The 23,280-nt window shown below is 61.1% G+C and carries 27 protein-coding genes; 1 reads left to right on the top strand and 26 read right to left on the bottom strand.

Annotated features, from left to right (window positions below):
- Window positions 1-303: 303 nt before the first annotated feature.
- The 14 genes from AOA59_RS08875 to flhA all read right to left on the bottom strand — a co-directional run bounded on the left by AOA59_RS08875 (window position 304) and on the right by flhA (window position 14,404).
- Complete coding sequence (locus AOA59_RS08875; RefSeq protein ID WP_065911546.1) at window positions 304-696, bottom strand: DUF2802 domain-containing protein; 393 nt, start codon at window positions 694-696, stop codon at window positions 304-306.
- Window positions 697-1,179, bottom strand: a complete 483-nt coding sequence (locus tag AOA59_RS08870; protein WP_056861068.1) for a chemotaxis protein CheW — start codon at window positions 1,177-1,179, stop codon at window positions 697-699.
- A 62-nt stretch (window positions 1,180-1,241) separates the two neighbouring features.
- Window positions 1,242-2,042, bottom strand: a complete 801-nt coding sequence (locus AOA59_RS08865) for a CheW domain-containing protein (protein ID WP_099486877.1) — start codon at window positions 2,040-2,042, stop codon at window positions 1,242-1,244.
- Window positions 2,042-2,830 (bottom strand): ParA family protein, encoded by a 789-nt coding sequence (locus AOA59_RS08860; protein ID WP_065911550.1) that lies wholly within the window; start codon window positions 2,828-2,830, stop codon window positions 2,042-2,044. Before AOA59_RS08860 ends, AOA59_RS08865 begins: the two co-directional genes overlap by 1 nt.
- Window positions 2,831-2,881: 51 nt before the next feature.
- The gene (gene motD / locus AOA59_RS08855; protein WP_056861065.1) at window positions 2,882-3,769 is read right to left on the bottom strand and encodes a flagellar motor protein MotD; all 888 of its coding nucleotides are present in this window, start codon (window positions 3,767-3,769) and stop codon (window positions 2,882-2,884) included.
- 16 nt (window positions 3,770-3,785) lie between these two features.
- Window positions 3,786-4,526: a flagellar motor protein gene (locus AOA59_RS08850; RefSeq protein ID WP_005790033.1), complete on the bottom strand. Its 741-nt coding sequence runs from the start codon at window positions 4,524-4,526 to the stop codon at window positions 3,786-3,788.
- Window positions 4,526-5,647 carry a chemotaxis response regulator protein-glutamate methylesterase gene (locus AOA59_RS08845; RefSeq protein WP_099486875.1) on the bottom strand — a complete coding sequence of 374 codons (1,122 nt, stop codon included), beginning with the start codon at window positions 5,645-5,647 and terminating at the stop codon, window positions 4,526-4,528. The genes AOA59_RS08850 and AOA59_RS08845 overlap by 1 nt, the downstream gene beginning before the upstream one ends.
- 48 nt (window positions 5,648-5,695) lie before the next feature.
- Window positions 5,696-7,924 carry a chemotaxis protein CheA gene (locus AOA59_RS08840; RefSeq protein WP_099486873.1) on the bottom strand — a complete coding sequence of 743 codons (2,229 nt, stop codon included), beginning with the start codon at window positions 7,922-7,924 and terminating at the stop codon, window positions 5,696-5,698.
- An 11-nt stretch (window positions 7,925-7,935) separates the two neighbouring features.
- On the bottom strand, window positions 7,936-8,724 hold the full coding sequence (locus AOA59_RS08835) for a protein phosphatase CheZ (RefSeq protein ID WP_065929737.1): 789 nt from the start codon (window positions 8,722-8,724) through the stop codon (window positions 7,936-7,938).
- Between the two features lie 18 nt (window positions 8,725-8,742).
- Complete coding sequence (locus AOA59_RS08830; RefSeq protein WP_003192908.1) at window positions 8,743-9,117, bottom strand: chemotaxis response regulator CheY; 375 nt, start codon at window positions 9,115-9,117, stop codon at window positions 8,743-8,745.
- 168 nt (window positions 9,118-9,285) lie between these two features.
- Entirely contained in the window at window positions 9,286-10,026 is a 741-nt protein-coding gene (gene fliA, locus AOA59_RS08825) for an RNA polymerase sigma factor FliA (protein ID WP_016973417.1), read from the bottom strand.
- Complete coding sequence (gene fleN / locus AOA59_RS08820) at window positions 10,023-10,856, bottom strand: flagellar synthesis regulator FleN (RefSeq protein ID WP_003192912.1); 834 nt, start codon at window positions 10,854-10,856, stop codon at window positions 10,023-10,025. The genes fliA and fleN overlap by 4 nt, the downstream gene beginning before the upstream one ends.
- 105 nt (window positions 10,857-10,961) lie before the next feature.
- The gene (flhF, locus tag AOA59_RS08815) at window positions 10,962-12,278 is read right to left on the bottom strand and encodes a flagellar biosynthesis protein FlhF (RefSeq protein WP_065929738.1); all 1,317 of its coding nucleotides are present in this window, start codon (window positions 12,276-12,278) and stop codon (window positions 10,962-10,964) included.
- An 11-nt stretch (window positions 12,279-12,289) separates the two neighbouring features.
- A complete protein-coding gene (flhA, locus tag AOA59_RS08810) occupies window positions 12,290-14,404 on the bottom strand; it encodes a flagellar biosynthesis protein FlhA (protein ID WP_056861060.1) in 2,115 nt (704 codons plus the stop codon).
- A 639-nt stretch (window positions 14,405-15,043) separates the two neighbouring features.
- Here flhA and AOA59_RS08805 point away from each other — a divergent pair.
- Window positions 15,044-15,301, top strand: a complete 258-nt coding sequence (locus tag AOA59_RS08805) for a DUF6124 family protein (protein ID WP_099486872.1) — start codon at window positions 15,044-15,046, stop codon at window positions 15,299-15,301.
- A gap of 135 nt (window positions 15,302-15,436) precedes the next feature.
- Here AOA59_RS08805 and AOA59_RS08800 read toward each other — a convergent pair whose 3' ends face one another.
- The 12 genes from AOA59_RS08800 to AOA59_RS08750 form a co-directional block, all read right to left on the bottom strand.
- The gene (locus tag AOA59_RS08800; protein ID WP_065929741.1) at window positions 15,437-15,640 is read right to left on the bottom strand and encodes a cold-shock protein; all 204 of its coding nucleotides are present in this window, start codon (window positions 15,638-15,640) and stop codon (window positions 15,437-15,439) included.
- 34 nt (window positions 15,641-15,674) lie between these two features.
- Window positions 15,675-15,875, bottom strand: coding sequence for a cold-shock protein (locus AOA59_RS08795; RefSeq protein WP_065929742.1), 201 nt, complete (start codon window positions 15,873-15,875; stop codon window positions 15,675-15,677).
- 145 nt (window positions 15,876-16,020) lie between these two features.
- On the bottom strand, window positions 16,021-16,182 hold the full coding sequence (locus tag AOA59_RS31950) for a cold-shock protein (RefSeq protein ID WP_122528502.1): 162 nt from the start codon (window positions 16,180-16,182) through the stop codon (window positions 16,021-16,023).
- 140 nt (window positions 16,183-16,322) lie between these two features.
- Window positions 16,323-17,459, bottom strand: a complete 1,137-nt coding sequence (gene flhB, locus AOA59_RS08790; protein WP_056859763.1) for a flagellar biosynthesis protein FlhB — start codon at window positions 17,457-17,459, stop codon at window positions 16,323-16,325.
- A 3-nt stretch (window positions 17,460-17,462) separates the two neighbouring features.
- Complete coding sequence (gene fliR, locus AOA59_RS08785) at window positions 17,463-18,248, bottom strand: flagellar biosynthetic protein FliR (protein ID WP_065929743.1); 786 nt, start codon at window positions 18,246-18,248, stop codon at window positions 17,463-17,465.
- Between the two features lie 3 nt (window positions 18,249-18,251).
- Complete coding sequence (gene fliQ, locus AOA59_RS08780; protein ID WP_003214552.1) at window positions 18,252-18,521, bottom strand: flagellar biosynthesis protein FliQ; 270 nt, start codon at window positions 18,519-18,521, stop codon at window positions 18,252-18,254.
- Window positions 18,522-18,525: 4 nt separating this feature from the next.
- Window positions 18,526-19,269 (bottom strand): flagellar type III secretion system pore protein FliP, encoded by a 744-nt coding sequence (gene fliP / locus AOA59_RS08775; RefSeq protein ID WP_056859761.1) that lies wholly within the window; start codon window positions 19,267-19,269, stop codon window positions 18,526-18,528.
- Complete coding sequence (gene fliO, locus AOA59_RS08770) at window positions 19,269-19,709, bottom strand: flagellar biosynthetic protein FliO (protein ID WP_065929744.1); 441 nt, start codon at window positions 19,707-19,709, stop codon at window positions 19,269-19,271. The genes fliP and fliO overlap by 1 nt, the downstream gene beginning before the upstream one ends.
- A 1-nt stretch (window position 19,710) precedes the next feature.
- Window positions 19,711-20,178 carry a flagellar motor switch protein FliN gene (gene fliN, locus AOA59_RS08765; protein ID WP_017134946.1) on the bottom strand — a complete coding sequence of 156 codons (468 nt, stop codon included), beginning with the start codon at window positions 20,176-20,178 and terminating at the stop codon, window positions 19,711-19,713.
- Window positions 20,179-20,223: 45 nt separating this feature from the next.
- Window positions 20,224-21,192, bottom strand: a complete 969-nt coding sequence (fliM, locus tag AOA59_RS08760; RefSeq protein WP_010166091.1) for a flagellar motor switch protein FliM — start codon at window positions 21,190-21,192, stop codon at window positions 20,224-20,226.
- 9 nt (window positions 21,193-21,201) lie between these two features.
- Window positions 21,202-21,705 (bottom strand): flagellar basal body-associated protein FliL, encoded by a 504-nt coding sequence (gene fliL, locus AOA59_RS08755; RefSeq protein WP_017134945.1) that lies wholly within the window; start codon window positions 21,703-21,705, stop codon window positions 21,202-21,204.
- A 221-nt stretch (window positions 21,706-21,926) separates the two neighbouring features.
- Window positions 21,927-23,252 (bottom strand): flagellar hook-length control protein FliK, encoded by a 1,326-nt coding sequence (locus AOA59_RS08750; RefSeq protein ID WP_099486870.1) that lies wholly within the window; start codon window positions 23,250-23,252, stop codon window positions 21,927-21,929.
- Window positions 23,253-23,280: the final 28 nt, after the last annotated feature.

Here is a 23,280-nt window from a genome sequence, read left to right as displayed (position 1 = left end):
TGGGTAACCCGGCAGGACGCCGGGTTAGCCGCGCTGGGCCAAGGATGGCCCATCGCGGCGGCCCACGGATTCAAGCCTTCGTTCTGGCATGCCGAGCCTAGGCGAGGCACCGAGTGGTGGGGCGAAGATTTTTTGGTTACTTTTGTCTGGGCCGGCATTCCGGTCTTTACAAAAGTGACCCGCCGTCAGGGCGGAACCCTAAGCCGCCGTGACCGCAGCAACGGATATGTACACCGACGAACCCCCATCGCAGGCAAGCCAGCTCCCACAGTTGGACAGAGATGTCTCAATGGATCGGGCCAATCAGCTCTTGTGCAACTTGCTCATCAACTGCGCCTCAGCCTGGGTCAACCCACACGACTGCGTCAACTCATCCACCGTCGCGCCCATGCCGACCAATTTAGCCGCCTGGGCAAACGACAAGCTTGAAGGATCACGCTGCTCAATCTGCGCCAACTTATCCGGCAATGGCCCAAGAATCGCGCGCAGTTCATGCACCTCATCCCCAACCTTCACCGCAGTTTGCTGAAAGTGATCCACACGCTTGACCAGATCCAGAATCCGCCGGTCACGCACCGCATCGCGCTCGGCCTGTTGCACGGCCAACTCCCGTTGCTGGCGCATATAGCGCAGCAGGAATGCCAAGGTCCCGGCCCACAGCAGGGCCAGGACAATCACCACCGCATCAAGAAACAATCAGATGTTCTCCAGATCCGACCATTCTTCTTCGCTCATCATCTTGTCCAGCTCAACCAGAATCAGCAGTTCGCCGTTCTTGTTGCACACGCCCTGGATAAACTTGGCCGATTCTTCATTGCCCACGTTCGGCGCGGTCTCAACTTCCGACTGACGCAGGTAAACCACTTCAGCCACGCTGTCGACCATGATCCCGACCACTTGCTTGTCGGCTTCGATGATCACGATACGCGTGTTGTCGTTGACCTCGGTCGGCACCAGACCAAAACGCTGGCGGGTGTCGATCACCGTTACCACGTTGCCGCGCAGGTTGATGATGCCCAGCACGTAGCTCGGCGCACCCGGCACCGGAGCGATCTCGGTGTAGCGCAGCACTTCCTGCACGCGCATCACGTTAATGCCGTAGGTTTCATTGTCCAGTTTGAAGGTAACCCATTGCAGGATCGGATCATCCAAACCTTGTGCGGACGCTGACTTGTTCATACCCCTGACCCCTTCAGTGTGTGCTTCTTCGACCGCGCAACCGCACGGCCCTTATTGTTCAATCAACTGCGTTTGTTCTGTGGCATCGTCTTGACCGCACCGCTGGCGATCAACTCGGCCAGTTCGGCGACGTCGAGCAACGCGCACATATGTTCAATCACGGTGCCCGCCAGCCAGGGCCGTTGGCCCCGTTGGCTGCGCCACTTGATTTCATTCGGGTCCAGGCGCAACGAGCGGCTGACTTGATGCACCGCCAGCCCCCATTCGTAGCCCTGCACCGAGATCACGTATTGCAAGCCCTGGCGAAAGTCATCGCGGTAACGGTCGGGCATCACCCAGCGCGCCGTGTCCAGCACCTTGAGGTTGCCGGCCTGGCTGGGGAGGATGCCGAGGAACCACTCCGGTTGCCCGAACAGCGGCGTCAACTCCTGGCCTTCCAGCGAGTAAATCGACCCCAGGCATACCAGCGGCACCGCCAGGGTCAACCCGGCGACGTCGAACAGCAGGCACTCGAACGGCTCGGCCGCCCACGCCGGGCGACCATCGCCCGTGGCCGGTGGCGGCGTGATGCTCGGCGGCAGATGCACTTCCACCACCGGTTCAACCACCACGGGCGCAACCACCAGGGGCACAGGCACAATCGGCACCACCACATGGGCATCACGCGCCTGCTCTTCCAGCACCGCCAGTTGGAATTCATCCAGGGCGCTTTCGGATTCAAGGGCAGCAGGCTCAATGACAGCAGGTTCAAGTACCAGAATCGGTTCCGGCAACTCCTCGGCCGTCGCTTCCTGCAACAAGGCGTCCAGGTAGGACTCCAGTGCCAGTTGCGGCCGGGTCTTAAGCTCAACGGGACGGTTCATCACGCCACCTGCGCCACAAGTTGCTGGGACAGCAAATGTTTGAGCAACGCACGGTAAGCCAGTACGCCACGGCTCTTGCCGTCGAACTGCGACGGCGTGAGCCCGGCACGGCTGGCGTCACGCAGGCGCGTGTCCACCGGAATGTAGCCGTTCCAGATCGTTTCCGGGTACGCATCGCGCAACACCCGCAAGGTGCCCAGCGACGCTTGGGTACGGCGGTCGAACAGAGTCGGGACAATGCTGTACGGCAGCGCCTGTTTGCGCGAACGGTTGATCATCGCCAAGGTGCTGACCATGCGCTCCAGGCCTTTGACCGCCAGGTGTTCGGTCTGCACCGGGATCACCAACTGCTGGCTGGCCGCCAAGGCGTTGACCATCAGCACGCCCAGCAACGGCGGGCTGTCGATAATTGCGTAGTCGAAGTCCTGCCACAGTTGCGCCAGGGTCTTGGCGATCACCAGGCCCAGCCCGCTCTGCCCTGGCGACTGGCGCTCAAGGGTCGCCAGCGCAGTGCTCGACGGCAACAGCGAGATGCTCTCGTTGCTGGTGGGCAGCAGCAATTGCCCCGGCAAATCTGCCGGTACGCTGCCCTTGTGCAGGAACAGATCGTAGCAGCTGTGCTCCAGCGCATCCGGGTCATAGCCGAAATAACTGGTCATCGAGCCGTGCGGGTCCAGGTCGACCACGACCACACGCTTGCCCGCCTCGGCCAGCAAGCCGGCCAGGGCGATGGACGTGGTGGTCTTGCCGACTCCACCCTTTTGATTGGCAACTGCCCAGACTCTCATTCAGTTGGTTCCTCCCGGTAGGCTAAGGCGCGACCGAGACATTACATAACATTATTGAGCCGGCGACGGAGAATTGACGGCGCTCTGACGAACCGGCGGCTTAACGGTTGGCGGTGCAGTTTGTGTGCCAGCCCGCTTCAAGGCCGCATCCGGTGTTGCATTGGCAGTACCGGTGCCGGTCAGGCTGCGGCGTACATCCAGATTACGTGACACCACCAGCACCACCCGGCGGTTGCGCGCGCGGCCTTCGGCGGTGGCGTTATTGGCCACCGGCTGGAACTCACCGTAGCCCACCGACGCCAGGCGCCCAGGGTTAATGCCCTGCATCGCGAGCATGCGCACGATGCTTGAGGCCCGTGCCGAGGACAGCTCCCAATTGGTCGGGTACTGCGCAGTGCTGATCGGGAAGTTGTCGGTAAAGCCTTCGACGTGGATCGGGTTCTCAAACGGTTTGAGAATCGCCGCCACCTTGTCGATGATGGTAAACGCCTGATCGCTCGGCAACGCATCGGCGCTGGCGAACAGCAGGCTGGAATTAAGCTCGATCTCCACCCACAACTCATTGCCGCGCACGGTCATCTGGTTGGATTTGATCAGGTCGCCAAACGCCGCGCTGATGTCATCGGCGATGCTTTTGAGCGGGTCGCTGGTGCCACCGATGCCGGCGGCGGTTTCGTCGCTGTCATTGACCAGCGGCTTGGCCGGCGTCACGGTCTTGGGCCGCTCCTCGCCAATCGGGATCGGCTTGAGCGAGCGGTCGGTGTCGTTGAATACGCCCACCAGCGCCTGGGAAATAATCTTGTACTTGCCTTCGTTGATCGACGAGATGGAGTACATCACCACAAAAAACGCGAACAGCAAGGTGATGAAGTCGGCGTAGGACACCAGCCAGCGTTCATGGTTGACGTGCTCTTCAGGCTCGCGGCGGCGACGGCTCACAATCGACTCCCTCCCATCAATCCATGAAGCCCTGAAGCTTCAATTCGATGGAGCGCGGGTTCTCACCCTCGGCAATCGACAAAATGCCTTCCAACAGCATTTCGCGGTAACGCGACTGGCGCATGGCGATCGACTTGAGCTTGCTGGCCACCGGCAACAACACCAGGTTGGCACTCGCCACGCCGTAGATGGTCGCGACAAAGGCCACGGCAATGCCGCTGCCCAGCTGCGACGGGTCGGCCAGGTTGCCCATCACGTGGATCAGGCCCATCACCGCACCGATGATGCCGATGGTCGGCGCATAGCCGCCCATGCTTTCAAAGACTTTGGCGGCGTTGATATCGCGGCTTTCCTGGGTGTAGAAGTCCACTTCCAGAATGCTGCGAATCGCCTCGGGTTCGGCGCCATCGACCAGCAGTTGCAGGCCTTTGCGCGCGTAGCTGTCGGGTTCGGCATCGGCCACGCCTTCCAGGCCCAGCAGGCCTTCCTTGCGCGCGGTGAGGCTCCAGTTGACGACACGGTCAATGCCGCCCGGCAAGTCCACGCGTGGCGGGAAGATGATCCACACCAGAATCTGCATGGCGCGCTTGAAGGAACTCAACGGCGACTGCAACAGCGCCGCGCCCACGGTGCCGCCAATCACGATCAACGCCGCCGGGCCATTGGCCAAGGCGCCGAGGTGGCCGCCTTCCAGGTAGTTGCCGCCGATAATCGCGACAAACGCCATGGTGATGCCAATCAGGCTCAAGACATCCATCAGAGGCAGGCCTCCACCAGATGTTTGCCAATGTCGTCCAGGCTATAAACCGCGTCAGCCAGGTCCGCCTTGACGATGGCCATGGGCATGCCATAGATCACGCAGCTGGCTTCGTCCTGGGCCCAGATCGCGCTGCCGCCCTGCTTGAGCAGGCGTGCGCCTTCACGGCCGTCGGCGCCCATGCCGGTGAGGACCACCGCCAGAACTTTGTCGCCGTAGGACTTGGCCGCCGAACCGAAGGTGATATCCACACACGGCTTGTAGTTCAGGCGCTCGTCGCCCGGCAGGATTTTGATCGCGCCACGGCCGTCGACCATCATCTGCTTGCCGCCCGGTGCCAGCAGCGCCAGGCCAGGACGCAGGATGTCGCCATCCTCGGCTTCCTTGACGCTGATGCGGCACAGCTTGTCCAGGCGCTCGGCGAAGGCCTTGGTAAAGGCGGCGGGCATGTGCTGGATCAACACAATCGGCGCAGGGAAGTTGGCCGGCAGTTGAGTCAGCACCCGTTGCAAGGCCACCGGGCCGCCGGTAGACGTACCGATGGCCACCAGCTTGTAGGCTTTGCGCTTGGGCGCAGGCGAATGCGCGCTCGCTGCCGGGGCACGCACTGGCGCCACCGCAGGCCGGGCGATCGGTGCCGGTGCCGGGCGCGCAAACGTCGAGGTGGTCGGCGTCGGCGCGGCTACCGGCGCGGCCGCCGGTGCGCTGAACAGGCTGCGACGGTTGCTGCGCGAAATGCTGTGCACCTTCTCGCACAGCATCTGCTTGACCTTGTCGGGGTTGCGCGAGATGTCTTCGAAATTCTTCGGCAGGAAGTCCACCGCACCCGCGTCCAGCGCGTCGAGGGTCACCCGGGCGCCTTCGTGGGTCAGCGAGGAGAACATCAACACCGGGGTCGGGCAGCGCTGCATGATGTGTCGGACTGCGGTGATGCCATCCATCATCGGCATCTCGTAGTCCATGGTGATCACGTCCGGTTTCAACGCAATGGCTTGATCAATCGCCTCTTTACCGTTGGTGGCCGTGCCGACCACCTGGATGGTTGGATCGGCGGAAAGAATTTCCGAGACGCGGCGGCGGAAGAAACCCGAATCGTCCACCACCAGGACCTTGACTGCCATAAACACTCCGTTAGGCGGGGCGGGCACTACCGCCCTGCCCCACCAGAATCAAATACGCCGAGCGGCGTAACGCTTGAGCATGCTCGGAACATCAAGAATCAGCGCGATCCGACCGTCACCGGTGATGGTCGCACCCGACATGCCCGGGGTTCCCTGCAGCATTTTGCCCAAAGGCTTGATGACCACTTCTTCCTGGCCCACCAGTTGATCGACCACAAAGCCGATGCGCTGGGTGCCCACGGACAGAATCACCACATGGCCCTCGCGCTGCTCTTCATGCTTGGCCGAAGCCACCAGCCAGCGCTTGAGGTAGAACAGCGGCAACGCCTTGTCGCGCACGATCACCACTTCCTGGCCGTCCACCACGTTGGTGCGCGACAGGTCGAGGTGGAAGATCTCGTTGACGTTGACCAGCGGGAAAGCGAACGCCTGGTTGCCCAGCATCACCATCAGGGTGGGCATGATCGCCAAGGTCAACGGCACCTTGATCACGATCTTGGAGCCCTGGCCCTTGGTCGAGTAAATGTTGATCGAGCCGTTGAGCTGGCTGATCTTGGTCTTCACCACGTCCATGCCCACGCCACGGCCGGACACGTCGGAAATCTCGGTCTTGGTCGAGAAGCCCGGGGCGAAGATCAGGTTGTAGCACTCGGTGTCGGTCAGGCGGTCGGCGGCGTCCTTGTCCATCACCCCGCGCTTGACCGCGATATTGCGCAGAATCGCCGGGTCCATGCCTTTGCCGTCATCGGTGATCGACAGCAGGATATGGTCGCCTTCCTGCTCGGCCGCCAGAATCACCTTGCCGTTGCGCGACTTGCCCGAGGCTTCGCGCTCTTCCGGGGTTTCCACGCCGTGGTCGACGGCGTTGCGCACCAAGTGGACCAGCGGGTCGGCCAGGGCCTCGACAAGGTTTTTGTCGAGGTCGGTTTCTTCACCCACCAGTTCCAGGTTGATTTCTTTCTTGAGCTGGCGCGCCAGGTCGCGAACCAGACGCGGGAAGCGGCCGAAGACTTTCTTGATCGGCTGCATGCGCGTTTTCATTACGGCGGTCTGCAGGTCTGCGGTGACCACGTCGAGGTTCGACACGGCCTTTTGCATGGCTTCGTCGCCGCTGTTCAAGCCCAGGCGCACCAGGCGGTTACGCACCAGCACCAGCTCGCCCACCATGTTCATGATGTCGTCCAGGCGCGCGGTATCAACCCGCACGGTGGTTTCGGCTTCACTGGCAGGTTTTTCCGCCACCGGCGCCGCTGCAGCACGCGCAGGTGCGGCAGCCGGTGCAGGTGCCGGTGCAGGCTTGGCAGCCACTGGCGCGGCAGCTTTGGCAGGCGCAGGTTTGGCGGCTACCGGCGTGGCAGTCGCCGCGGCGACCGGGGCCACTTCGGAGAACTTGCCCTTGCCGTGCAGCTCGTCCAGCAACGCTTCGAATTCGTGATCGGAGATCAGGCCATCAGCGGCAGGCTCAACGCTGGCAGGCGCAGCACTGGCCGCAGGTGCGGCCGCGATGGCGGCGACTTCCGGCAAGGCGTCGGCGGCAAACGTGCCCTTGCCATGCAGTTGGTCGAGCAGCGCTTCGAATTCGTCGTCGGTAATGTCGGTGCTTGCAGCCGCGGCAGGCGCTGCCGGCTCGGCGGCAGGTGCCACAGCGTCCGGCGCGAACTGGCCTTTACCGTGCAACTGGTCGAGCAGGGATTCGAACTCTGCGTCGGTAATGTCTTCGCTGGTCGGCACGGCAGGCGCAGTCGGCGCAGTCGCCGCTTGCGGTGCTTCAGCTTCGGCCTTCACCGCGCTCAGGGAGTTGAGCAGCTGTTCGAACTCGCTGTCGGTCACATCCGGCTCGGCTTCAACCACAGGCTCAGGCGCGGCTACCGGCGCAACTGCGGTATCAGCAGGTTCGGCCAGACGCGCCAGCGCAGCCAACAGCTCCGGCGTGGCGGCCGTGATCGGCGCACGTTCGCGCACCTCGCTGAACATGCCGTTGACCGCATCCAATGCTTCGAGAATCACGTCCATCAGTTCCGAGTCGACGTGACGCTCACCCTTGCGCAGGATGTCGAACACGTTCTCGGCGATGTGACAGCACTCCACCAGCTCATGGAGCTGGAGGAAGCCGGCGCCCCCTTTTACAGTGTGAAAACCGCGAAAAATTGCATTGAGCAGGTTCGCATCATCCGGTCGGCTTTCCAGCTCGACCAGTTGTTCGGACAGTTGCTCTAAAATTTCGCCGGCCTCTACAAGGAAATCCTGAAGGATTTCTTCATCGGCGCCGAAGCTCATGTGGGTGCTCCTTAGAAGCCTAAACTGGATAACAGGTCATCTACGTCATCTTGACCTGACACAACGTCTTCACGTTTATCGGCATGAATCTGCGGACCTTCACCCTTGGCGAGATGTTTTTGTGGATCTTTTTCCGAGAGGATCGCTGCGCGGTCATGTTCGATGCCGGCAAAACGGTCGACCTGGCCGGCCATGAGCACCAATTTGAGCAGGTTGCTTTCCACTTCGGTGACCAGTTGGGTCACGCGCTTGATCACTTGACCTGTGAGGTCCTGGTAATCCTGGGCCAGCAGAATGTCATTGAGGTTGCTGGCCACCGTGCGGTTTTCCTGTTCGCTGCGCGACAGAAAAGCGTCGACCCGACGCGCCAACTCACGAAACTCCTCAGCCCCCACTTCCCGGCGCATAAAGCGGCCCCAGTCAACGCTGAGCGCTTGTGCTTCGGTGGTCATGCCATTGACCAGCGGCGTGGCGTTTTCCACCAGGTCCATGGTGCGGTTGGCCGCGGCCTCAGTCAGCCTGACCACATAGGACAGGCGTTCGGTGGCGTCAGTGATCTGCGAGATTTCTTCGGCCTGGGGCATGTGCGGGTCAATCTGAAAATTGACGATTGCACTGTGCAGCTCGCGTGTGAGCTTGCCCACTTCCTGATACAGGCCGCGGTCACGGGTCTGGTTAAGCTCATGGATCAACTGCACCGCGTCGCCGAACTGGCCTTTTTCAAGGCTGTCGACCAACTGGTGAGCATGCTTTTTCAGGGTCGATTCAAAATCGCCCTGTGACGTTTCTTTATGCTCCATAGCTCCCCCGTGGTGATATCAGCCGTGGATGCGTTCGAAGATTTTTTCGATCTTCTCTTTCAAGGCCAACGCCGTGAATGGCTTGACCACGTAACCGTTAACCCCGGCTTGGGCGGCTTCGATGATCTGTTCGCGCTTGGCTTCGGCGGTCACCATCAACACAGGCAAGCTGCGCAGTTTTTCATCGGCGCGCACGTGACGCAGCAAGTCGATGCCGGTCATGCCCGGCATGTTCCAGTCGGTTACCAGAAAGTCGATGCTCCCGCTGTTGAGGATCGGAATCGCCGTCAGGCCGTCATCCGCCTCGACCGTGTTGGTGAACCCAAGGTCACGCAACAGGTTTTTTATGATCCGCCGCATCGTTGAGAAGTCATCAACGATGAGGATTTTCATGTTCTTGTCCAATTCGACCTCCAAGCAGTCTTAAACGCGCCCAGCACCTGGACGCGCCATTTCAATCAACAGGCGTTACACAAAAAGGACTGCCCAGGGCACCACGGCACGAACCCGCGAAAGCGTGAAGCCTTCGCGGTAGCGTCTGCAGTGTCCCCACACTGCCTGTCAGCGCGCGCGCCACTCTCCCAATCGCCCCCGCAAGCGGGCTGCGCACTGGCTATGCAGCTGGCTGACACGCGATTCGCTGACCCCCAGGACCTCACCGATTTCCTTGAGGTTCAGCTCTTCGTCGTAGTACAGCGCCAACACCAGTCGCTCACGCTCCGGCAAATTGGCAATCGCCTCCGCCAACGCGCCCTGGAAACGTTCGTCTTCCAGGTCGCGCGACGGTTCAAGATGTGCACTCGCGCCGTCCTCGTGCAGCCCTTCGTGTTCGCCGTCCTGCAAAAGGTCGTCGAAACTGAACAGGCGGCTGCCCAAGGTATCGTTCAAAATCCCGTAGTAATCGTCGAGACTCAATTGGAGTTCGGCCGCAACTTCGTGATCTTTAGCGTCACGACCGGTTTTTGCTTCAATTGCGCGAATTGCGTCACTGACCATGCGCGTATTGCGGTGTACCGAACGCGGCGCCCAATCCCCTTTACGCACTTCATCGAGCATCGCCCCTCGAATGCGGATACCCGCATACGTCTCGAAACTTGCGCCCTTGCTCGCGTCGTATTTGGTCGACACTTCAAGCAGGCCGATCATGCCGGCCTGGATCAAGTCCTCAACCTGCACACTGGCAGGCAGGCGTGCCAGCAAGTGATAGGCAATGCGCTTGACCAAGGGCGCATAGCGCTCGATCAGTTCGCCCTGGCTGTCACGTGCCGACTTTTTGTAAAGGTTGTAGCCGCTGGATGTCATAGCACAGGTCCCGCGCTCGTCTGATGCACCAATCGCTCGACGAAAAACTCCAGATGCCCCCGAGGGTTGGCAGGCAACGGCCAAGTATCGACCTTCTGGGCAATAGCCTTGAACGCCAGTGCGCACTTCGAACGAGGGAACGCTTCATAGACTGCACGCTGCTTTTGCACAGCCTTGCGCACACACTCGTCATAGGGAACTGCGCCCACGTATTGTAAGGCGACATCGAGAAAGCGATCCGTGACCTTGGTCAACTTGGCGAACAGATTGCGCCCTTCCTGCGGGCTTTGGGCCATGTTGGCCAGCACGCGGAAGCGGTTCATGCCGTAGTCACGGTTCAGCAGTTTGATCAGGGCATAGGCGTCGGTGATGGAGGTGGGTTCGTCGCACACCACCAGCAGCACTTCCTGGGCGGCGCGCACGAAGCTGACCACCGACTCGCCGATGCCGGCGGCGGTGTCGATCACCAGCACGTCGAGGTTGTCGCCGATGTCGCTGAACGCCTGGATCAGGCCGGCATGCTGCGCCGGGCTCAGATGCACCATGCTCTGGGTGCCTGAGGCGGCCGGCACGATGCGAATGCCACCGGGGCCTTGCAGCAGCACATCGCGCAGCTCACAACGGCCTTCGATCACATCGGCAAGGGTGTGTTTGGGTGTCAGCCCCAGCAGAACGTCCACATTCGCCAGGCCCAGGTCAGCATCCAGCAGCATGACGCGACGGCCAAGCTCTGCCAGGGCCAGGGACAAATTCACTGACACGTTAGTTTTCCCGACGCCACCTTTGCCGCCGGTCACCGCGATCACCTGTACGGGATGCATGCTGCCCATTTTATTTCTTTACCTTGTCTTGCTTAGACGCAGGCTACATGGCTTGGCCGCGTGAATCGCTTGCAGACCATCGATGTAGATACATTTCACGGTGTTCATCCTGCCTCACCCCACCCGCTTAGCCGGGTTGTGGTAAAGGTCGGCGAACATGTCGGCCATCGCTTCCTCGCTAGGCTCTTCTTGCATTTGCACGCTGACAGCACGGCTGACCAACTGATGACGGCGCGGCAGATGCAAATCATCCGGGATCCGCGGCCCGTCGGTCAGGTAAGCAACCGGTAACTCATGACTGATCGCCAGGCTCAACACCTCGCCCAGGCTCGCCGTTTCGTCGAGCTTGGTGAGGATGCAACCGGCCAGGCCGCAGCGTTTGTAACTGTGGTACGCAGCGGTAAGAACCTGTTTCTGGCTGGTGGTTGCAAGCACCAGGTAATTTTTCGACTTGATGCCACGCCCGGCCAGGCTTTCGAGCTGCATGCGCAGTGCCGGGTCGCTGGCTTGCAGGCCGGCCGTGTCGATCAACACCACGCGCTTGCGCAGCAGCGGGTCGAGCGCATTGGCCAGGGACTGGCCCGGGTCGACGTGGGTCACCGTCACATTGAGGATGCGGCCCAGGGTCTTGAGCTGCTCCTGGGCGCCGATGCGGTAGCTGTCCATGCTCACCAGCGCGATGTTCTGCGCGCCATACTTGAGCACATAACGCGCGGCCAGCTTGGCCAGGGTGGTGGTCTTGCCCATGCCGGCGGGGCCGACCATGGCAATCACACCGCCCTCTTCCAGCGGTTCGATTTCCGGGGTGACGATCATGCGCGCCAGGTGGGCCAGCAACATGCGCCAGGCCTGGCGTGGTTCTTCGACTTCAGCCGTCAGCGCGAGCAAATCGCGCGACAACGGGCCGGACAGGCCGATGCGTTGCAGGCGGCGCCACAGGTTGGCCTGTTGCGGTTTGCTGCCTTGCAGCTGCGTCCACGCCAACGAGCCCAGCTGCACTTCGAGCAGCTCACGCAGGCCATTGAGTTCAAAACGCATCGAGTCGAGCGCGCGCTGGTCGACGGCTTGAGCCTGGGCTGGCGCTGCAGGGCGCGGTGGTTCTTTGAAGGTCGGTTCTACCAACGGCTCGGCGGCGGTCAGCGGCAGGCCGGCGAACAATTGGCGATTGGTGCTGGCATCGCTGTCGCCACGCATGCTCAATTCAGCCTGGGCCGAGACAATGCGCGAAGCGGTTTTGCGCAGCTCGTCTTCGAGTTCCATGTTCGGCACGCGCGGCGCCAGCGCCGACGGGGTGTAATCCAGGGCAGCCGTCAGCTCGACACCGCCGGCAATGCGACGGTTTCCAATAATCGCGGCATCGGCGCCCAGCTCATCACGTACCAGTTTCATGGCCTGACGCATATCGGCGGCGAAAAAACGCTTAACTTGCATAACCCACTACCTCAGCCGTTGGGCCCTACTGTCGCGACGATAGTCACTTGCTTATTGTCAGGAATTTCCTGATAAGCCAAAACGTGCAAATTCGGTACTGCCAGGCGCCCAAACCGCGACAACATCGCTCGAACCGGGCCTGCCACCAGCAGAATCACCGGGTGGCCCGCCATTTCCTGACGCTGGGCGGCTTCGATCAACGAACGCTGCAGTTTCTCAGCCATGCTTGGCTCCAGCAAAACGCCCTCTTCCTGGCCAAGTCCGGCCTTCTGAATACTATTGAGCAATATTTGTTCCAACCTTGGTTCCAAGGTGATAACAGGCAGCTCAGACTCAATGCCTACAATGCTTTGCACGATGGCGCGGGACAACCCGACACGCACCGCAGCCACCAAAGCGGCAGTATCTTGACTCTTGGCGGCATTGTTGGCGATGGCCTCGGCAATGCTGCGAATGTCGCGCACCGGCACCTGTTCGGCGAGCAAGGCTTGCAGCACCTTGAGCAACTGCGACAGCGACAACACGCCAGGCACCAGTTCTTCGGCCAGTTTTGGCGAGGCTTTGGCCAGCAACCCCATCAATTGCTGGACTTCCTCGTGGCCGATCAGCTCGTGGGAGTGCTTGTACAGGATCTGGTTGAGGTGGGTGGCGACCACAGTGCTGGCGTCCACCACGGTGTAACCCAGCGATTGAGCCTGGCTGCGCTGGCTGACTTCGATCCATACCGCTTCCAGGCCAAAAGCCGGATCTTTGGCGGTAATGCCGTTGAGCGTGCCGAACACCTGACCGGGGTTGATCGCCAACTCGCGGTCCGGGTAGATCTCGGCTTCGGCCAGGATCACGCCCATCAGGGTCAGGCGGTAGGCGCTGGGGGCCAAATCGAGGTTGTCGCGAATGTGTACGGTGGGCATCAAGAAGCCCAGGTCCTGGGACAGCTTCTTGCGCACGCCCTTGATCCGCGCCAGCAATTGGCCGCCCTGGTTGCGGTCCACCAGCGGAATCAGGCGGTAGCCGACTTCCAGGCCGATCATGTCGATCGGGGTCACGTCATCCCAGCCCAACTCCTTGGTTTCCTGGGCACGGGCCGGCGATGGCAGCAAGTCTTGCTGGCGGGCGATTTCCTGCTGGGCCTGGACCTTGACGGCATTTTGCTTGCGCCAGAACAGGTAGGCGCCACCGGCGGCCATCGCCGCCATGCTCAGGAACGACACGTGCGGCATGCCCGGCACGATGCCCATGATCGCCATGATACCGGCGGCCACGGCCAGCGCCTTGGGCGAGGCGAACATCTGGCGGCTGATCTGCTTGCCCATGTCTTCGGAGCCCGAAGCACGGGTAACCATGATGGCCGCTGCTGTGGATAACAACAGTGATGGCAATTGCGCCACTAAACCGTCACCGATGGTCAGCAAGGCGTACACCTTGCCCGCATCACCGAAGGTCATGCCGTGCTGGAAGATACCGACCGCCATGCCGCCGATCAGGTTGATAAACAGAATCAGCAGGCCGGCGATGGCGTCACCGCGCACGAATTTACTCGCGCCGTCCATGGAACCGTAGAACTCGGCTTCCTGGGCGACTTCCAGACGACGGGATTTGGCTTGGTTCTGGTCGATCAGGCCGGCGTTGAGGTCGGCGTCAATCGCCATTTGCTTGCCGGGCATGGCGTCGAGGGTAAACCGCGCGCTCACCTCGGAAATCCGCCCGGCGCCCTTGGTCACCACCACGAAGTTGATGATCATCAGGATCGCGAACACCACGATACCAACCACGTAGTTACCGCCGATCACCACCTCACCGAAGGCCTGGATCACCTTACCGGCGGCGGCGTGGCCGTCCTGACCGTGGAGCATCACCACCCGCGTAGACGCCACGTTGAGCGCCAGGCGCAGCAGGGTCGCGATCAGCAAAATGGTCGGGAATACGGCGAAATCCAGCGGCCGCAGGGCGTACACGCAGACCAGCAGCACCACCACCGACAGCGCAATGTTGAAGGTGAAAAACACGTCGAGCAGGAACGGCGGCATCGGCAACATCATCATTGCCAGCATCACCAGCAACAACAACGGCACACCCAGGTTGCCCCGCGACAAATCAGTCAGGGTGCCACGGGCCGTGTTGAGCATTTGAGAGCGATCTACCACCGGTATTCCTCGTGTTCCTTGAAGCAAAGTTTTGACGCCGGAGGGCGTCCTGGAGGCGGTATTGCAAGAAGCCTTCCAACTTTGGTTTCAGGGCGACGATCGTCGAGCGGTCACCGGTTCAAATGTGGGAGCTGGATTGGGGTGTGATCATCGTTCCCACGCTCTGCGTGGGAATGCAGCCAGGGACGCTCCGCGTCCCGACTTGAGCCCTGCGCAACGGTGACGCAGAGCGTCACGGGAGGCATTCCCACGCGGGAGCGTGGGAACGATCTTCAGCAAGCCCGCTCCCACAGTTGGATGGGGGTGTACCTGTTGTTAATGAGGAAATTTCCGACAAGGTTTTCGGGTTGCCCCTAGGAACCGGGCTCCCTAGTCTGCGTACACCGCTGCAAATGCAGTGGTCGGGCGTCGCGGCCCGGTTTACTACGGAGTAAAAGCACCATCTCCCTTTCAGTCGACGCTTTTTTATCGTCTACTGTGCGGCGCTATGGCGGCTGTGCGCGGGATACCTTCGGGTATGCCGGGTTGCTCCTAGACCGGTCCGCGAACCTGCGTACAGCTGCCACCTTCAATCGCGTCGCGGCGATCAGTGGCGGCTCCACTTTCGCAAGGAGCTTCACAATGATCAAACCCACCCCAAATCCCCCACCCAGCGTAATCCTCACCCTTATCGACGGCATCAGCACCGAAGACCTGCTGGTCAACCTCACCGAAAACCTGGCCTCCGCCCACGCCCTGACCTGCGATTTCGCCTTTGACCTGGAGGGAACACAGCGAGAAGGTGCGCTGGGTATTGCGCAGCTGATTGAGGTGGGACGGTTGTTGGCTGAGCGACTGCTGGATGACAGAGCGCCGTCACCAGAGGCAGAACCTGCCTGAATGATCGTGATGATCGTTCCCACGCGCAGCAAAGGAATGCAGCCAGGGACGCTCTGCGTCCCGACTTGATCCTTGCGCAACGGTGACGCAGAGCGTCACAGGAGGCATTCCCACGCGGGAGCGTGGGAACGATCTTCATACGGGTTGGATGTTGGACGCTTGCTTGCCTTTGGGCCCTGTCGTTATTTCATAGCTGACTTTTTGGCCCTCTTGCAGAGATTTGAACCCAGCACTCTGAATCGCTGAAAAATGCGCAAAAAGATCCTCGCTACCATCATCCGGGGTAATAAAACCAAACCCCTTTGTGTCGTTAAACCACTTCACAGTACCCGTTGCCATAACCCTTCTCCTGACATTGCGCTCAAAAATCTCGTTAGATAAGCCTGATACAAAACGCAAACACACCCTGTGGCCGATGAATCCTGGCGAACTGTACCCGCTGGCCTTCTCGCCACCGGGTATACGCCGAACTCAAGCGGTCCAAACACACCGGCTCATCATCGCCATCCAACGCAATCAGCCCTTCACCGGTCTTGCGGTTATAAACCTTGATCGTCCCCGTTACCGCTTCCATCGCCCTTCCCCTGCATCTCGTTACTACTTGCGTACAGTGTCCGGCACCATAAAACCGCGGGAACGCAGAACTGGCTACTGTCAGAGTTGACAGGTAGCCGGGATTAATGACCAGTGGTAGGGATTTTTGGCTGAGCAGCCGGAGGTTATTTTTTTCGCTTGCGGGGTTTTCGCGCCTTGGGCGGCGTATCGATTTCGCTGGCGGGATTGCCCGTTGCCTGAACGGGTACCGCGTTGCCTTCGCGGTCGCGGGCGACAAAACCAATGCCCTTGACCGCGTCAAACCACCTGACCGTAGCCCTGCTCATGATCGCTCTCCCGAGCCACGCATGAAGGCGCGCCTCGTCGCTCTATCAAACAGTGAAGGCGGTGCAATGGATACTGTCAAAGTTGACAGGTCAACGGCGCTGACGACATATGGTAAGAAGGCCCGCTCGCCACAAAAAACTCAGGAATCGCGGCGCAGCTCCGGCGGAATCGGCAGATCCTTGAGCGGGTCTGGCCGTTTGCCCTTGCCCGCGCGGTATTGGCGGATCTGGTACACGTAGGCCAACACCTGCGCCACGGCCAGGTACAGGCCTGCGGGGATTTCCTGGTCGAGGTCGGTGGAGTAGAAGATCGACCGCGCCAGCTCCGGCGATTCCAGCAGCAGAATGTCGTTGGCCACGGCAATTTCGCGAATCTTCAGCGCGGTAAAGTCGCTGCCCTTGGCCAGCAACATCGGCGCGCCGCCCTTCTCCGGGTCGTACTTGAGCGCCACGGCGTAGTGGGTCGGGTTGGTAATGACCACGTCGGCGTCGGGCACCGCCGCCATCATCTTGCGCTGGGACATTTCCCGCTGCAGCTGGCGAATCCGCTGCTTGACCTCGGGGCGGCCTTCCTGGTCCTTGTGCTCGTCGCGCACTTCCTGCTTGGTCATCAGCAGTTTCTTGTGGCTTTCCCACAGCTGGATCGGCGCGTCCACGGCGGCGATGATGATCAGCCCGCAGGCCATCCACAGCGCACTCCAGCCCACCACCTGCACACTGTGAATGATGGCCGATTCCAGCGGCTCATGGGCAATGCGCAGCAAGTCGTCGATGTCGGAGGACAACACCGTCAACGCCACAAACAGGATCAGGATGAATTTCGCCAGGGCCTTGAGCAGCTCCACCAGCGCCTTGGTGGAGAACATGCGCTTAAGCCCTGGCCCAGGGTTCATGCGGCTGAACTTGGGCGCCATGCTGCCGGCGGCAAACAGCCAGCCGCCGAGGGACACCGGCCCGATCAGCGCCGCCAGCAACAGGGTGATCAGCACCGGCTGCACCGCCAGAATCGCGATCTTGCCCGAGTGCAACAGGTATTGGCCCATGGCGCCGGGGCTCAGCAGCACTTCGCGCGGCAGTGAGAAGTTGAGCTTCATCAGCTCCATCAGGTCCAGCGCCAGGCCACCGCCGTAGATCAGCAGGCCACCGGCACCGGCGAGCATCACCGCCAGGGTGTTGAGTTCTTTGGAGCGGGCAATCTCGCCCTTTTCCCTGGAGTCCTTTTTACGTTTCTCCGTGGGGTCTTCTGTTTTGTCCTGGCCACTCTCGCTCTCGGCCATGGCTCAACGCGCCCGTGCCAGATCACGTAAGAACTGCAAGGCGTCGGTGGCCAGCGGTTGATACTGATTGAGAATGTCGGCCATGCCGATCCAGAAAATCCCCATGCCCAGCACCAGGGTCAGCGGGAAACCAATCGAGAAGATGTTCAATTGCGGCGCCGCGCGGGTCATTACGCCAAATGCGATGTTGACCACCAGCAGCGCAGTAATCGCCGGCAACACCAGCAACAATGAGGCGCCCAGCACCCAGCTGAGGCGCCCGACCAGCTCCCAGAAGTGGTTGACCACCAGCCCCGAGCCCACCGGCAAGGTGGTGAAGCTTTCGGTCATGACCTCGAACACCACCAGATGGCCATTCATCGCCAGGAAAATCAGGGTCACCAGCATGGTCAGGAACTGCCCGATCACTGCCACCGACACGCCGTTGGTAGGGTCGACCATGGACGCGAAGCCCATGCCCATCTGGATCGAGATGATCTGCCCGGCGATCACGAACGCCTGGAAGAACAACGTCAGCGAGAAGCCCATTATCGCGCCGATCAATATCTGCTCGGCAATCAGCAACAACGCGCTGAGGTCCAGGGCATTCACCGGCGGCATCGGCGGCAAGCCGGGCACGATGACGATGGTAATGGCGAAGGCAAAATACAAGCGGATGCGCCTCGGCACCAAGGTGGTCCCGAACACCGGCATGGTCATCAGCACCGCCGTGACGCGAAACATCGGCAAAATGAAAGACGCCACCCAGGTGCTGATCTGGGTGTCGGTCAAGGCCAGCACAGATTGCATCGGTCAGCCGATCAACTGCGGAATACTGCCGTACAGCTGCAGAATGTATTCCATAAAGGTTTGCACCAGCCACGGGCCGGCGACGATCAGGGTAATCAACATCACCAGCAAACGCGGGAGGAAACTCAGGGTTTGTTCGTTGATCTGGGTCGCGGCCTGGAACATCGCCACCAGCAGGCCCACCAACAGGCTCGGCACCACCAGCACGGCGACCATCATGGTGGTCAGCCACAGCGCTTCACGGAACAGGTCAACCGCTACTTCTGGCGTCATTTGACTACACCCCGCCGAAACTGCTGGCCAGCGTGCCGATAATCAGCGCCCAGCCGTCCACCAGCACAAACAGCATGATCTTGAACGGCAGCGAGATAATCAGCGGCGACAGCATCATCATGCCCATGGCCATCAGCACGCTCGCCACCACCAGGTCGATGATCAGGAACGGGATAAAGATCATGAAGCCGATCTGGAACGCGGTTTTCAATTCGGACGTGACGAAGGCCGGCACCAGAATGGTCAGCGGCGCCTGATCCGGCGTGGCAATGTCGGTGCGCTTGGACAGGCGCATAAACAGCTCAAGGTCGCTGGAGCGGGTTTGCGAGAGCATGAAGTCCTTGATCGGACCCTGGGCCTTGTCGATCGCGTCCTGAGCCGAGAGTTTCTCGGCCAGGTAGGGTTGCAAGGCTTGCTGGTTCACCTTGTCGAACACCGGCGCCATGATGAACAAGGTCAAAAACAGCGCCATGCCGGTGAGGATCTGGTTCGACGGCGTCTGCTGCAGGCCCAGGGCCTGACGCAGAATCGAGAACACGATGATGATCCGCGTAAAGCTGGTCATCAGCATGACAAACGCCGGGATAAAACTCAGCGCAGTCATGATCAGCAAAATCTGCAGGCTGACCGAATATTCCTGGGCGCCGGCCGCGTTGGTACCCAGGGTGATCGCCGGGATCGACAACGGGTCGGCTGCCAACGCCAGCGGCGCGGCCAGCAACAGCATGAGCGTCAATAAAACGCGCATTACTTCTTATCCTTCTGATCCTTGCCCAGCAACTCCATCAGGCGCTGGGCGAATTCCGGCGTGGCGGCCTCGGTTTTGGTCGCTTCCACTGGCGTCTTGAGTACGTGCAACGGGGTGATGCGACCGGGCGTGATGCCGAGCAGGATTTGCTCTTCGCCCACTTGCACCAGCACCAGCCGATCACGCGGGCCGAGGGCGCGCGAGCCGATCATCTCGATCACCTGGGCATTGCCCGGCCCAATGCGCTGCACGCGACGCATCAACCAGGCCAGCACGAAGATCAAGCCGACCACCAGCAACAGCCCCAGCACCAGCTGGGTCAATTGCCCACCGATGCCACTGCTGACCACCGGCGCCGCCGTTACCGCTGGGGCGATCGGCTCCGCCGCCATGGCGCTCAATGGCAGCGCCAGAAACAGTCCCGCCATCGAATACTTCATATCAACGCAACTTCTTGATGCGTTCGCTTGGGCTGATCACGTCCGTCAGGCGGATGCCGAACTTCTCGTTGACCACCACCACCTCGCCATGGGCGATCAGGGTGCCGTTGACCAGTACGTCCAGCGGCTCACCGGCCAGGCGGTCGAGCTCGATCACCGAACCCTGGTTGAGTTGCAGCAGGTTGCGGATGTTGATTTCGGTGCTGCCGACTTCCATGGAGATCGACACCGGAATGTCGAGGATCACATCCAGGTTCGGGCCGTCGAGGGTCACCGGGTCGTTGTTTTTCGGCACGCTGCCGAATTCTTCCATCGGCAGGCGCTTGCCGGCCGGCGCCATGGCGGCGTCGGCGGCCAGCAGCGCGTCGATGTCGTCCTGGCCGACATCGCCGGTTTCTTCCAGGGCTGCAGCCCATTCGTCAGCCAGGGCCTGGTCTTCGGCGGAAGTGTTTTCGTGTTCGGTAGCCATTATATGTCCTCGGCGCAGCAAAAATTCATCGATAGAAGGGGCAGATCAGCGACGGTTGATCGGTTCGATCACTTGCAACGCCAGGTTGCCTTTGTGGGAACCGAGCTTGACCTTGAACGACGGTACGCCGTTGGCGCGCATGATCAGCTCTTCCGGCAGTTCCACAGGGATCACGTCCCCCGGTTGCATGTGCAAAATATCGCGCAAACGCAGCTGGCGACGGGCCACAGTGGCGCTTAACGGCACGTCGACGTCCAGCAGGTCTTCGCGCAGGGCCTTGACCCAGCGTTCGTCCTGGTCGTCGAGGTCGGACTGGAAACCGGCATCGAGCATTTCGCGCACCGGCTCGATCATCGAGTACGGCATGGTCACGTGCAGGTCGCCGCCGCCGCCATCGAGTTCGATATGGAAGGTGGAGACCACAATGGCTTCGCTGGGGCCGACGATGTTGGCCATGGCCGGGTTCACTTCCGAGTTGATGTACTCGAAATTGACTTCCATGATCGCCTGCCAGGCTTCCTTCAAGTCGATGAAGGCTTGCTCCAGCACCATGCGCACCACACGGAGTTCGGTGGGGGTGAATTCACGCCCTTCGATCTTGGCGTGGCGGCCGTCGCCGCCGAAGAAGTTGTCCACCAGCTTGAACACCAGCTTGGCGTCGAGGATGAACAGCGCGGTGCCGCGCAGCGGCTTGATCTTGACCAGGTTGAGGCTAGTGGGCACGTACAGCGAGTGCACGTATTCACCGAACTTCATCACCTGCACGCCGCCCACCGCCACGTCCGCCGAACGGCGCAGCATGTTGAACATGCTGATACGGGTGTAGCGGGCGAAACGCTCGTTGATCATCTCCAGGGTCGGCATGCGCCCGCGGACGATACGATCCTGGCTGGTGAGGTCATAACTTTTGACGCTGCCGGGCTCGGCAGCCATTTCGGTCTGTACCAGACCGTCGTCGACGCCATGCAACAGCGCGTCGATTTCATCCTGGGACAGCAGGTCTTGCACGGCCATGTCGTGATCCTACTGCAATACGAAGTTAGTGAAGAGCGCCTGCTCGACCACGACTTTGCCGAGCTCTTTCTGGGCCACTTCCTGCACGCTGGCAGTGACCTTCTGGCGCAGCATTTCCTGGCCGACCGGGGTGGCCAGGCTGTCGAAGCTCTGGCCGGAGAACAGCATCACCAGGTTGTTGCGGATCACCGGCATATGCACTTTAAGCGCATCCAGGTCCGCCTGGTTACGCGCCAGCAAGGTGATGCTCACCTGCAGGTAGCGTTGGCGACCGTTCTGATTGTAGTTGGCGACAAAGGCCGGCAGCATCGGCTCGAAGATTGCCGGTTGCTTGACGTTGGTGGCGGTTTCGGCGGCGGGGGCCGGCTTGCTCGCACTGCTGTGCATGATGTACCACGTGCCGCCGATCGAGGCGCCAATGGCCAGGAGCAGGCCCAGCACAATCAGCAGGATCAGCTTGAGCTTGCCTTTGCCTGCGGGTGGGGTTGCTGCTGCGTCGTCGCTCTTCGCCATGCCAATAATCCGTCACTATTCGGGGATTCATAGATCTACGGGAAGGCAAGAGCAAGTGTTATGCCAGAGTTGTCAGGCAGTTGGGGAGAGAACTAACACCACAAACCAAATGTGGGAGCTGGCTTGCCTGCGATAGCGGTGGCTCAGTGAATACTTCTGTAACTGATGCACCGCTATCGCAGGCAAGCCAGCTCCCACATTGACCGCGTTTTCGGCTTAAGTCAGGCGTAGTAATCGACGGCGCTGGAGCCAACTATTGTCTGAGTCACCGGCGCGACCGCCGCTGCCACTTCAGCAGGGTCACCCGCATCGCCGCCATCACCGTGCCCGCCACTGCCGCTTATGCCGCGTGCCTGGTTCTGCTGCTGTTGTTCCTGGCCCTGCCCCTGCCAGCCACGGGACTGGTCGGACACATTGACATCCACCTGCCCCATGCCCTGCTGGGCAAACATCTCACGCAAACGGCCGGACTGGCTTTCCAGCGCTTCACGCACCACGGCGTGGCCGCTCATGAAGTTGACCTGGGCTTGCTGGTCGGCGGTCATATTGACCTTGATATCCAGGCGCCCCAGCTCGGCCGGCTGCAACTGAATCTCCGCCGACTTGAGGTTGGCGCTGGACAGGTACATCACGCGGTTGACCACTTCTTCGGTCCAGCCGCTCTGGTGCATGGCCAGCGGCGCATTGGCCACGGGCGGCAAGGCATTTGCGGTTTTCGGCGTGGCGGCCTGGGTCAGCGCGGCCAGGCGGTTGGCGAAATCATCCACGCGGGTGTCGCTGCCAGCGTCTTTCAAATCCTTGAGGCCGCCTTCGATCAGCCCGCTGAAGGCCTTGTCGCCGCCCTGGTCAGTACTGTCTTTGGTGGCTTGCTGGTCGACCATGCCGGCAAGACCTGCGGCAAAGTTTTGCGCGGCGGTGGGTTGATCCTGAGCGCTGGTCGGCGCAGCTTTCTGTGGCGTCTGGCTGCTGGCCGACACATGGCCGCCCTGCTCCATCGCCAGGCGCACGGCCGGCATCGAATCCAGCGGGTCGGCTTCGGGGTCGAAGGCCGGTTGCCTGGCATCTTCGGTTGCCGCAACCGGCGCCGCGACCACCGGCAGGGCCTTGTCATCATTGGCCGCGACCGGCGCCGGTGCTGGCGTGGGCACCGGTACAGGCACCGGCGTAACGGCGGCGGCCAATGCCGGGTCAACCACCGGATCAGCCGGAGGCTGCTGCGCCAGGGCCGGGTCGGCGGGCTTGTCGTCATCACTGCTGGCGCTGTCGTCGGTCTTGGCCGGCTTGGCAGGCAAGGGATTGCCGCTATCGGCAACCGCCGGCGTACTGGCGGCAGGCTTGGCGCTGGTGTCCGCAGGCTTGTCACGCGTGACTTTGGCCGGGCTGTCGTCGGGCTTCAGCGTGGGCTTGGGGCTTTGGTTGGCAAACACTTGAGCGAAGCCAGGGCCCTTGTCCTGTGGGGCTGCAACCGCTACCGGGGAAGTAGCGGCAGGCGCTTGAGGCTTGGCCGCGGGGGCAGCCTGAAGGAGCGAATTGGGGGCGACTGGCATAGGTAAAGGTCTCCACTGCACTGGGGGT

This window comes from Pseudomonas sp. 2822-15, assembly GCF_002742515.1.
In the GTDB taxonomy this organism is placed as follows: Bacteria; Pseudomonadota; Gammaproteobacteria; order Pseudomonadales; family Pseudomonadaceae; genus Aquipseudomonas; species Aquipseudomonas salomonii.
Note: the sequence above shows the minus strand (reverse complement) of the source record. Positions and strands in the feature narration are given on the sequence as shown.

Excerpts from the sequence above, each read along its gene's own strand:
- AOA59_RS08870 (WP_056861068.1), bottom strand. The coding sequence starts at position 1,179 with ATGAACAAGTCAGCGTCCGCACAAGGTTTGGATGATCCGATCCTGCAA.
- AOA59_RS08865 (WP_099486877.1), bottom strand. The coding sequence starts at position 2,042 with ATGAACCGTCCCGTTGAGCTTAAGACCCGGCCGCAACTGGCACTGGAG.
- AOA59_RS08860 (WP_065911550.1), bottom strand. The coding sequence starts at position 2,830 with ATGAGAGTCTGGGCAGTTGCCAATCAAAAGGGTGGAGTCGGCAAGACC.
- AOA59_RS08850 (WP_005790033.1), bottom strand. The coding sequence starts at position 4,526 with ATGGATGTCTTGAGCCTGATTGGCATCACCATGGCGTTTGTCGCGATT.
- AOA59_RS08845 (WP_099486875.1), bottom strand. The coding sequence starts at position 5,647 with ATGGCAGTCAAGGTCCTGGTGGTGGACGATTCGGGTTTCTTCCGCCGC.
- AOA59_RS08840 (WP_099486873.1), bottom strand. The coding sequence starts at position 7,924 with ATGAGCTTCGGCGCCGATGAAGAAATCCTTCAGGATTTCCTTGTAGAG.
- AOA59_RS08835 (WP_065929737.1), bottom strand. The coding sequence starts at position 8,724 with ATGGAGCATAAAGAAACGTCACAGGGCGATTTTGAATCGACCCTGAAA.
- AOA59_RS08830 (WP_003192908.1), bottom strand. The coding sequence starts at position 9,117 with ATGAAAATCCTCATCGTTGATGACTTCTCAACGATGCGGCGGATCATA.
- fliA (WP_016973417.1), bottom strand. The coding sequence starts at position 10,026 with ATGACATCCAGCGGCTACAACCTTTACAAAAAGTCGGCACGTGACAGC.
- fleN (WP_003192912.1), bottom strand. The coding sequence starts at position 10,856 with ATGGGCAGCATGCATCCCGTACAGGTGATCGCGGTGACCGGCGGCAAA.
- flhF (WP_065929738.1), bottom strand. The coding sequence starts at position 12,278 with ATGCAAGTTAAGCGTTTTTTCGCCGCCGATATGCGTCAGGCCATGAAA.
- flhA (WP_056861060.1), bottom strand. The coding sequence starts at position 14,404 with ATGCTCAACACGGCCCGTGGCACCCTGACTGATTTGTCGCGGGGCAAC.
- AOA59_RS08805 (WP_099486872.1), top strand. The coding sequence starts at position 15,044 with ATGATCAAACCCACCCCAAATCCCCCACCCAGCGTAATCCTCACCCTT.
- AOA59_RS08800 (WP_065929741.1), bottom strand. The coding sequence starts at position 15,640 with ATGGCAACGGGTACTGTGAAGTGGTTTAACGACACAAAGGGGTTTGGT.
- AOA59_RS08795 (WP_065929742.1), bottom strand. The coding sequence starts at position 15,875 with ATGGAAGCGGTAACGGGGACGATCAAGGTTTATAACCGCAAGACCGGT.
- AOA59_RS31950 (WP_122528502.1), bottom strand. The coding sequence starts at position 16,182 with ATGAGCAGGGCTACGGTCAGGTGGTTTGACGCGGTCAAGGGCATTGGT.
- flhB (WP_056859763.1), bottom strand. The coding sequence starts at position 17,459 with ATGGCCGAGAGCGAGAGTGGCCAGGACAAAACAGAAGACCCCACGGAG.
- fliR (WP_065929743.1), bottom strand. The coding sequence starts at position 18,248 with ATGCAATCTGTGCTGGCCTTGACCGACACCCAGATCAGCACCTGGGTG.
- fliQ (WP_003214552.1), bottom strand. The coding sequence starts at position 18,521 with ATGACGCCAGAAGTAGCGGTTGACCTGTTCCGTGAAGCGCTGTGGCTG.
- fliP (WP_056859761.1), bottom strand. The coding sequence starts at position 19,269 with ATGCGCGTTTTATTGACGCTCATGCTGTTGCTGGCCGCGCCGCTGGCG.
- fliO (WP_065929744.1), bottom strand. The coding sequence starts at position 19,709 with ATGAAGTATTCGATGGCGGGACTGTTTCTGGCGCTGCCATTGAGCGCC.
- fliN (WP_017134946.1), bottom strand. The coding sequence starts at position 20,178 with ATGGCTACCGAACACGAAAACACTTCCGCCGAAGACCAGGCCCTGGCT.
- fliM (WP_010166091.1), bottom strand. The coding sequence starts at position 21,192 with ATGGCCGTGCAAGACCTGCTGTCCCAGGATGAAATCGACGCGCTGTTG.
- fliL (WP_017134945.1), bottom strand. The coding sequence starts at position 21,705 with ATGGCGAAGAGCGACGACGCAGCAGCAACCCCACCCGCAGGCAAAGGC.
- AOA59_RS08750 (WP_099486870.1), bottom strand. The coding sequence starts at position 23,252 with ATGCCAGTCGCCCCCAATTCGCTCCTTCAGGCTGCCCCCGCGGCCAAG.